Here is an 8563-nt window from a genome sequence, read left to right as displayed (position 1 = left end):
AGAAAGGGAGCGAACAATGGGGCATTTAGCAGAAAAAATTAATCATTTTTTGAATGAGGTTATATTGACAGCTGAGAATCAACATGAAATCTTGGTCGGCTCTTGTACGAGCGATGTGCGGCTAACGAACACGCAGGAACATATTTTAATGCTCTTGTCTCAGGAGTCTTTGACAAATTCTGACTTGGCAAAAAGACTGAATGTTAGTCAGGCTGCTGTAACTAAAGCTGTTAAGGCGTTGGTGGAGCAAAAGATGTTGGAAACATTCAAGGATGAGAAGGATGCTCGTGTGACTTTTTATCGATTGACTGATTTGGCACGACCGATTGCGGAAGAGCATCAGCACCATCATGTGCATACTTTAGATACCTACCAGAGATTGGCAGAGCAATTTTCTTCTGATGAGCAAGAAGTGATTGTGAGGTTTTTGGATGGTTTGATTGGAGAAATTGGGAAATGAGATATATCACAGTGGAAAATCTGTCCTTTTACTATGACAAGGAACCTGTGTTGGAGCATATTCATTATTTTTTGGATAGTGGCGAGTTTGTAACCTTGACAGGGGAGAATGGGGCTGCTAAGACGACACTTGTCAAGGCTAGTCTGGGGATTCTGCAGCCTAAGCATGGCGAGGTCAAGATTTCCAAGACCAATGAGAGAGGCAAGAAATTGAGAATTGCTTATTTGCCTCAGCAGATTGCTAGTTTTAATGCAGGTTTTCCTAGTACGGTATATGAGTTTGTCAAGTCTGGACGTTATCCGCGCAAGGGTTGGTTTCGTCGTTTGAATGAGCATGATGAGGAGCATATCAAGGCAAGTCTGGAGTCGGTTGGAATGTGGGAACATCGGGATAAGCGAATTGGTTCTCTTTCTGGCGGGCAAAAGCAGAGGGCTGTGATTGCTCGGATGTTTGCTTCGGATCCGGATATTTTTGTCCTAGATGAGCCGACAACAGGGATGGATGCAGGCAGCAAGGATGAATTTTACAAGCTCATGCACCATAGTGCTCACCAGCATGGGAAAGCTGTTTTGATGATTACACACGATCCGGAAGAAGTTCGTAAATATGCCGATCGTAATATTCATTTGGTCCGTAATCAGGACTCACCTTGGCGCTGTTTCAATGTGCATGAAAGCGACAATAGACAGGAGGTGAGTCATGCTTAATCTATTTTCCTATGATTTTATGCAGCGAGCCTTTTTAGCAGTTATTGCCATGAGCCTCTTTTCACCGATTCTGGGGACTTTCTTGATTTTACGGCGGCAGAGTCTTATGAGTGACACGCTTAGTCACGTTTCATTGGCAGGTGTGGCCTTTGGCTTGGTTCTAGGTTTGTCACCGACCTTCACAACGGTAGTGGTGGTTATAATCGCAGCAGTCTTCTTAGAGTATCTGCGGACTATCTATAAAAATTTCATGGAAATCGGGACAGCCATTCTTATGTCAACTGGCTTAGCCATTTCCTTGATTGTTATGAGTAAGGGCAAGAGTTCCAGCGCCATGAGTCTGGACCAGTATCTATTTGGCTCTATTGTGACTATCAGTAGGGAGCAGGTGATTTCTCTTTTTGTTATTGCTGCTGTGGTGCTTGTCTTGACCTTCCTATTCATTCGGCCTATGTACATATTGACCTTTGATGAGGATACGGCCTTTGTGGATGGGCTGCCGGTGCGGTCTATGTCTATTCTCTTTAATATCGTGACGGGCGTTGCGATTGCTCTCATGATTCCAGCTGCGGGAGCCTTGCTGGTTTCGACCATTATGGTCTTGCCGGCCAGTATTGCCCTGCGGATTGGGAAAAATTTCAAGTCGGTTATTCTACTGGCAAACGTCATCGGCTTCTTTGGTATGATTGCCGGACTTTATATTTCTTACTATGCAGAAACGCCAGCAAGCGCCAGCATTACGATTATCTTCGTCAGCTTGTTCTTGCTGGTCAATCTGGTCAAAAAATTTATGAAATAGGAGCATAAAATGAAAAAAATTAGTTTACTATTAGCAGGTTTACTGAGTATTTTCTTAGTAGCTTGTTCCAATCAAAAAAATGCAGATGGCAAGCTCAATATTGTCACGACTTTTTATCCGGTTTACGAGTTTACTAAGCAGGTGGCTGGAGATGAGGCGAGTGTTGAACTTCTAATCGGGGCTGGTACAGAGCCGCATGATTATGAGCCTTCAGCTAAGGCAGTTGCTACCATTCAGGATGCAGATGCCTTTGTCTATGAAAATGAAAACATGGAGACTTGGGTTCCTGATTTGCTAAAAACCTTGAAAAATAAGGAAGAAAAGGTTATCAAAGCGACTGGAAATATGCTTTTGCTGCCTGGTGGTGAAGAGGAAGAAGATCACGACCATGGTGAAGAGGGGCATCATCATGAATACGACCCCCATGTTTGGCTGTCTCCGAAGCGAGCTATTAAAATGGTGGAGCACATTCGAGATAGTCTGAGCAAGGCCTATCCTGACAAGAAAGCTGCCTTTGAGAAAAATGCAGCGGCTTATATCAAGAAGCTGGAAGCCTTGGACAAAGAGTTTGAAGATGGTTTAGCCAACGCCAAGCAAAAGAGTTTTGTTACTCAGCACGCAGCCTTTAACTATCTGGCGCTGGACTATGGTTTGAAGCAGGTGCCAATTTCTGGACTTTCACCAGATAGCGAGCCATCCGCTTCACGCTTGGCTGAATTGACCGAGTATATCAAGAAAAATAAAATCAAGTATATCTACTTTGAAGAAAATGCCTCTCAGGCTTTGGCTTCTACTCTGGCTAAGGAAACAGGAGTAGAGCTTGATGTCTTGAATCCGCTGGAAAGCTTGACAGAAAAGCAGACCAAGGACGGGGCAGACTATATTTCAATCATGAAGGCCAATCTCAAGGCTCTCAAGAAAACGACTGACCAAGAGGGAGCAGAGATTGCTGCTGAGAAAGAAGAGGATACTAAGACAGTGCAAAACGGCTACTTTGAAGACAGTGCCATCAAGGATCGGACCTTGTCTGACTACGCTGGCGAGTGGCAGTCTGTTTACCCTTATCTGAAAGACGGGACCTTGGACCAAGTCTTTGACTACAAGGCTAAGCTGACTGGTAAGATGACGGCAGCTGAATACAAGGACTACTATGACAAGGGCTACAAGACAGATGTTTCCAATATCAATATCACAGACAAGACCATGGAATTTGTGGTAGATGGAAAATCCAAGAAATATACGTATAAATACGTTGGTAAGCACACTCTGACTTACTCTAAGGGAAATCGTGGAGTTCGCTTTATGTTTGAAGCGACAGATGCGGATGCTGGCCAGTACAAGTATGTTCAGTTTAGCGACCACAACATTGCACCGACCAAGGCAGCTCACTTCCATATCTTCTATGGCGGCGAAAGCCAGGAAGCACTCTTTGATGAGCTAGAAAACTGGCCAACCTACTATCCAAGTAAGTTGACCGGTCAAGAAATCGCCCAAGAGATGTTGGCACACTAATAGAATAAAGCAAGAAGACGGGATTATCCCGCCTTCTTTTTTGTATATCAGGAAATAACGATAAAAATACTTGACAAATTACGATTACAATTGTAAACTATTAAAGAATCGAATTACAAATGTAAATGTTAAGGAAGTGTTAAACAATGGAACAGCAAAATATGAGCCAAGCAGAATGGCAAGTGATGCGTGTGCTATGGGCGTATCCACACAGTCGCAGTACAGAGATTATAGCGCGGTTGGAAGCCGATTTTTCCTGGAAACCGGCAACAATCAAGACTCTTTTGAATCGTCTGAAGACCAAAGAATTTATCGCTATGGAAAAAATCGAGGGCAAGTTTTACTACGATGCTCGGATTTTAGAAGCGGACCATCTGGAAAGTACTTGGCAGGCTCTTTTTGACAATATCTGTAATACTAAACATGGAGATCTTTTGATTTCGATGATTGAGAGAAGTCAGTTCAGTCAAAGGGACTTGGAGCGGCTCAGCCAAGTCATTGATAAGAAAAGAGCTTCGGCTCCGCTAGAAATCAAATGCCACTGCCCTCAAGGTCAGTGTCGTTGCGGGCACGGAAAGGAGACACATTGATGAGCGAGAAGAAAGAATACAAGCTCTCAGGTATGACCTGTGCTGCCTGTGCTATGACGGTGGAGATGGCGGTCAAGGACTTGGAAACGGTAGAGGATGTCAGTGTCAATCTGGCGACAGAACGTCTCAGTTTAGTCCCTAAGGCGGGATTTGACAGCCAGCAAGTGCTGGATGCGGTAGCTGAGGCTGGTTATCAGGCTGAAGAAAAAGGAAAAAATAAGCCGTCTGACGTAAACGAAGAGGCTGTAGCTAGAGCGCAAATATTACGAAGAAAGAAACAAGAGCTACTAATTCTTTTATTTACAGCTCTGCCCTTGCTTTATATCTCTATGGGCAGTATGATTGGTCTTCCCTTGCCTAGCTTCTTGGATCATATGGCACATCCCTTGGTCTTCGTTCTGTCACAACTGCTTTTGACACTGCCTGCTGTGTGGATCGGTCGTGGCTTTTATCAGAGAGGATTTCGCAATCTGATCAAGCGACATCCTAATATGGATAGTTTGATTGCGGTAGGGACCAGCGCAGCATTTTTCTACAGTCTCTACTCGGTCAGTCAGGTTTTTCGAGGTCATCATGCCTTTGTGCATCAGCTTTATTTTGAGTCTGTTGCAGTGATTATTGCCTTGGTTCTTCTGGGTAAATATCTGGAAAGTTCAGCCAAGGGGAGAACGTCTCAGGCGATTCAGTCTCTACTTGAGCTAGTGCCTAGTCAGGCGACAGTGATTCGCTATGGAGAGGCTGTGACCATTGATACAGAGGATATCCGAGTTGGAGACATTATCCGTATCAAGCCAGGGGAGCGTATGCCGGTAGATGGCCTTGTGACAGACGGGCAGACCTTTGTGGATGAGTCCATGATGACTGGAGAAAGTGTCCCGATTGAAAAGAAGGTCGGCGACACTATCACCAGTGCAACAATCAATCAAAATGGTAGTATTGACTACCAAGCAATCAGGGTGGGTTCAGATACGACCTTAGCTCAGATTGTTAGATTGGTGGAGGAAGCACAGGGGTCTAAGGCACCGATTGCGGCCTTAGCTGATAAGATTTCGCTTTATTTTGTTCCAATCGTGCTGAGCTTGGCTACTTTATCTGCATTTGGCTGGTATTTTCTGGCTGGTGAGAGTCTTAGCTTCTCCCTGTCAATCTTTATCGCAGTTCTGGTCATTGCCTGCCCTTGTGCGCTGGGCTTAGCCACTCCGACAGCCATCATGGTCGGGACTGGTAAAGGGGCTGAAAATGGCATTCTGATTAAGTCTGGGCAAGCCCTGGAGGCTGCTTATCAGCTGGATACTATTGTTCTTGATAAGACGGGGACGATTACGGTTGGTAAGCCCAGTCTGACGGATTTGTTACCTTTAGGTGCTTTTAATCGCTCTGACTTGTTGCGGCTAATAGCCAGTGCTGAGCAGCATTCTGAACATCCTTTGGCTCAGGCTATCTTGGAAGCAGCTGAAGAGGAGGTGCTTGACTTACTGCCTGTCAGTCATTTTGAGGCCGTAATTGGACGAGGTTTGTCAGCTCAGATTGAGGGCAGACAGCTTCTGGTGGGAAATGAGTCATTGATGAAAGAAGAGCACATTGATAGCAGTTCTTTTCAGGAACAGTTGTTAGAGCTATCCCAGGAAGGGAAGACAGCCATGTTTGTCGCAATAGATGGACAGCTGGCTGGTATTTTAGCGGTAGCAGATGAGATGAAATCCAGCAGTCTGTCGGCTGTGCAGGAGCTACAGTCTATGGGACTGGAAGTCATCATGCTGACAGGAGATCGTGAAGAAACAGCGACAGCTATTGCCCAGAAAGCTGGAATCCAAAAAGTTATCGCAGGAGTATTACCAGATGGTAAGGCCACTGCTATCAAGAACTTGCAGGAAGCTGGGAAAAAACTAGCCATGGTCGGAGACGGTATCAATGATGCACCAGCTTTGGTTCAGGCAGATGTTGGAATTGCCATCGGTTCAGGCGCCGATGTGGCTATTGAGTCGGCAGATGTAGTGCTCATGCATAGTGATTTGCAGGATGTGGTCAAGGCTATCAAGCTCAGCCAGGCGACCATTCGTAACATCAAGGAAAATCTTTTCTGGGCCTTTGCCTACAATACACTAGGCATCCCGATTGCTATGGGTCTGCTGCATCTTTTCGGCGGTCCCTTGCTCAATCCGATGTTGGCTGGTCTAGCCATGAGCTTGAGCTCAGTGTCAGTTGTGGCCAATGCCCTGCGTCTAGGACGCTTTAAATTTTAAAATGAAGGAATATACGGAGGAATAAATCTATGAAACAAACAGTTCAATTAGAAAACTTATCTTGTCAAAACTGTGTTAAACACGTTACCCAGCACTTCCTATCTATGGAGGGAGTGTCAGATGTGACAGTAGATCTGGACAAGCAGACAGCAGAAGTTATTGCGGATAGATCCTTGAGTGTAGAGGATTATCAGGTAGCTTTGAGCAAAACCATCTATAAAGTCTTAGGGGTGCAGGATAGCTGAGCCAACTTGTAAAATAGGCTGAAAAAGTCTATAATATTAGTAATCATTTATTGGATAAGGAGAAAGCCATGAAGCAGAAAATAGTCTATCCTTTGTTATGTTGCTTAGCTCTATCGACTTTGGCAGCCTGCTCTAGTAAGTCAGTTAATTCTACTCAAACAAGTTCGAGTACTACTCAGGAATCTTCTCAAGTAGCTTCTAGCCAGAGTGTTGCAGAATCGTCTTCTTCTGCCACAAGCAGTCAAAGCTCAGCAGAAGTTAGTCCAGAAAAGACGCAAGAGGAGAAAAAAGCAATGGATATTTCGGCCTTGGCCAATGGAGACTACTCCAGTGTAAAAGGAACCTGGCAGAATGCTGCTGGTCACCAGCTAGTGTTCAATGATAAAGGGTTGGTTTCCGATAGCTATGAGCTGTATGGAGCATCGTTAACGGATTATGGAACAGCTTCTGGCGGTGTATACGGCGGTGAAACTGGTGGTTTCTTGCTAGAATTCATTCCAAAAGGTGTCAAGCTTGCGAATAAAGAAAATTTCCAAGATAGCTCAGATGCCAGCCAAGATCGTCTGTGGACGGGAGTTGGGATGAATAGCTTTGATGAACAAGGTCAATTTTATTATCGTGTTACTAACTAGTCGTGTAGGATAGAAATTTTCTATCCTATTTTTTGTTTTAAAAGAGTAGTTAGTTAAAATATGATAAAAAATTGTGCAAACGTTTGAATAAATGCTTGAAATAATAATTAAAAAAGGATATAATATCTTTATGAAAGCGCTTTGAAATTTTTAGGGGTTTCAAAGGCAACTATTTTCACATAAAGTAAAGGGGAACTTATGGTTGAGTTAAATCTAAAAAATATTTATAAGAAGTATCCAAATAGTGAGCACTATTCTGTTGAAGACTTTAATTTGGACATTAAGGACAAGGAGTTTATCGTTTTCGTCGGTCCGTCAGGATGCGGAAAATCCACAACGCTACGTATGATTGCAGGTCTTGAGGATATCACAGAAGGAACAGCGTCGATTGATGGTAAAGTGGTCAATGACGTGGCGCCGAAAGACCGCGATATCGCCATGGTCTTCCAGAACTATGCCCTCTATCCACACATGACAGTCTATGACAACATGGCTTTCGGATTGAAACTGCGCAAGTACAGCAAGGAAGATATCGACAAGCGGGTGCAAGAAGCAGCTGAAATCCTTGGTTTGAAAGAATTCTTGGATCGTAAGCCAGCGGACTTGTCAGGTGGTCAACGTCAGCGTGTTGCTATGGGTCGTGCTATTGTGCGTGATGCAAAGGTTTTCCTAATGGACGAGCCTTTGTCAAACTTGGATGCGAAGCTGCGTGTGTCCATGCGTGCTGAGATTGCCAAAATCCACCGCCGTATCGGAGCAACAACCATTTACGTTACCCATGACCAGACAGAAGCGATGACGCTTGCAGACCGCATTGTTATCATGTCAGCAACCAAGAATCCTGCTGGAACTGGAACCATTGGTCGAGTAGAGCAGATCGGTAGTCCACAGGAAGTTTACAGAAATCCAGTCAACAAGTTTGTGGCGGGCTTCATTGGCAGCCCGGCGATGAACTTTATTACTGTGACGCTTGAGGGAAATCAAATTGTTGCCGATGGCTTGCGTTTGACAGTGCCAGAAGGAACACTGAAGGTGTTGCGTGAGAAGGGTTACGACGGCAAGAAGTTGATCTTTGGTATTCGTCCAGAAGACATCAATACAGAACCTGCTTTCTTAGAGACCTTCCCAGATTCTGTGGTTCATGCGACCATTTCTGTCTCTGAACTTTTGGGTTCTGAGTCTCACCTTTACTGTCAAGTTGGTGACAGTGAGTTTATCGCGCGGGTAGATGCTCGTGACTACTCAGAAACAGGTGCTGGAATTGACCTTGGCTTTGATCTAAACAAGGCGCATTTCTTTGATTTCGAAACAGAGAAAACAGTTTATTAAAATATGAGTTATAAAAAAGATAGTCCGCAAGCCAAACGGAATGCAT

The 8563-nt window shown here is 44.5% G+C and carries 9 protein-coding genes; all 9 read left to right on the top strand.

What is annotated here, in order from left to right; all coding sequences use genetic code 11:
• The first annotated feature begins 16 nt into the window (after window positions 1–16).
• The 9 genes from D8872_RS04865 (at window position 17) to D8872_RS04825 (ending at window position 8517) form a co-directional block, all read left to right on the top strand.
• Window positions 17–460 (top strand): zinc-dependent MarR family transcriptional regulator, encoded by a 444-nt coding sequence (locus D8872_RS04865; protein ID WP_048791672.1) that lies wholly within the window; start codon window positions 17–19, stop codon window positions 458–460.
• Complete coding sequence (locus tag D8872_RS04860; protein WP_062005698.1) at window positions 457–1167, top strand: metal ABC transporter ATP-binding protein; 711 nt, start codon at window positions 457–459, stop codon at window positions 1165–1167. Before D8872_RS04865 ends, D8872_RS04860 begins: the two co-directional genes overlap by 4 nt.
• Complete coding sequence (locus D8872_RS04855) at window positions 1160–1966, top strand: metal ABC transporter permease (protein ID WP_125390158.1); 807 nt, start codon at window positions 1160–1162, stop codon at window positions 1964–1966. The genes D8872_RS04860 and D8872_RS04855 overlap by 8 nt, the downstream gene beginning before the upstream one ends.
• Window positions 1967–1975: 9 nt before the next feature.
• Window positions 1976–3478 (top strand): zinc ABC transporter substrate-binding protein AdcA, encoded by a 1503-nt coding sequence (locus tag D8872_RS04850; protein ID WP_125390157.1) that lies wholly within the window; start codon window positions 1976–1978, stop codon window positions 3476–3478.
• 146 nt (window positions 3479–3624) lie between these two features.
• Complete coding sequence (locus tag D8872_RS04845) at window positions 3625–4068, top strand: CopY/TcrY family copper transport repressor (protein ID WP_125383739.1); 444 nt, start codon at window positions 3625–3627, stop codon at window positions 4066–4068.
• Entirely contained in the window at window positions 4068–6311 is a 2244-nt protein-coding gene (locus tag D8872_RS04840) for a heavy metal translocating P-type ATPase (protein ID WP_125390156.1), read from the top strand. Before D8872_RS04845 ends, D8872_RS04840 begins: the two co-directional genes overlap by 1 nt.
• Before the next feature lie 29 nt (window positions 6312–6340).
• Entirely contained in the window at window positions 6341–6556 is a 216-nt protein-coding gene (locus D8872_RS04835; RefSeq protein WP_125390155.1) for a heavy-metal-associated domain-containing protein, read from the top strand.
• A 68-nt stretch (window positions 6557–6624) separates the two neighbouring features.
• Window positions 6625–7188: a DUF6287 domain-containing protein gene (locus tag D8872_RS04830; RefSeq protein WP_125390154.1), complete on the top strand. Its 564-nt coding sequence runs from the start codon at window positions 6625–6627 to the stop codon at window positions 7186–7188.
• 198 nt (window positions 7189–7386) lie between these two features.
• Complete coding sequence (locus D8872_RS04825; RefSeq protein WP_005591633.1) at window positions 7387–8517, top strand: ABC transporter ATP-binding protein; 1131 nt, start codon at window positions 7387–7389, stop codon at window positions 8515–8517.
• Window positions 8518–8563: the final 46 nt, after the last annotated feature.

It is taken from the genome of Streptococcus cristatus (assembly GCF_003943815.1).
Taxonomy (GTDB): Bacteria; Bacillota; Bacilli; order Lactobacillales; family Streptococcaceae; genus Streptococcus; species Streptococcus cristatus_F.
This window is presented reverse-complemented; position numbering and strand designations above follow the sequence as displayed.

Bases quoted from the DNA above. Each gene is read 5' to 3' on its own strand.
- D8872_RS04865 (WP_048791672.1), top strand. From the start codon at position 17: ATGGGGCATTTAGCAGAAAAAATTAATCATTTTTTGAATGAGGTTATA.
- D8872_RS04860 (WP_062005698.1), top strand. From the start codon at position 457: ATGAGATATATCACAGTGGAAAATCTGTCCTTTTACTATGACAAGGAA.
- D8872_RS04855 (WP_125390158.1), top strand. From the start codon at position 1,160: ATGCTTAATCTATTTTCCTATGATTTTATGCAGCGAGCCTTTTTAGCA.
- D8872_RS04850 (WP_125390157.1), top strand. From the start codon at position 1,976: ATGAAAAAAATTAGTTTACTATTAGCAGGTTTACTGAGTATTTTCTTA.
- D8872_RS04845 (WP_125383739.1), top strand. From the start codon at position 3,625: ATGGAACAGCAAAATATGAGCCAAGCAGAATGGCAAGTGATGCGTGTG.
- D8872_RS04840 (WP_125390156.1), top strand. From the start codon at position 4,068: ATGAGCGAGAAGAAAGAATACAAGCTCTCAGGTATGACCTGTGCTGCC.
- D8872_RS04835 (WP_125390155.1), top strand. From the start codon at position 6,341: ATGAAACAAACAGTTCAATTAGAAAACTTATCTTGTCAAAACTGTGTT.
- D8872_RS04830 (WP_125390154.1), top strand. From the start codon at position 6,625: ATGAAGCAGAAAATAGTCTATCCTTTGTTATGTTGCTTAGCTCTATCG.
- D8872_RS04825 (WP_005591633.1), top strand. From the start codon at position 7,387: ATGGTTGAGTTAAATCTAAAAAATATTTATAAGAAGTATCCAAATAGT.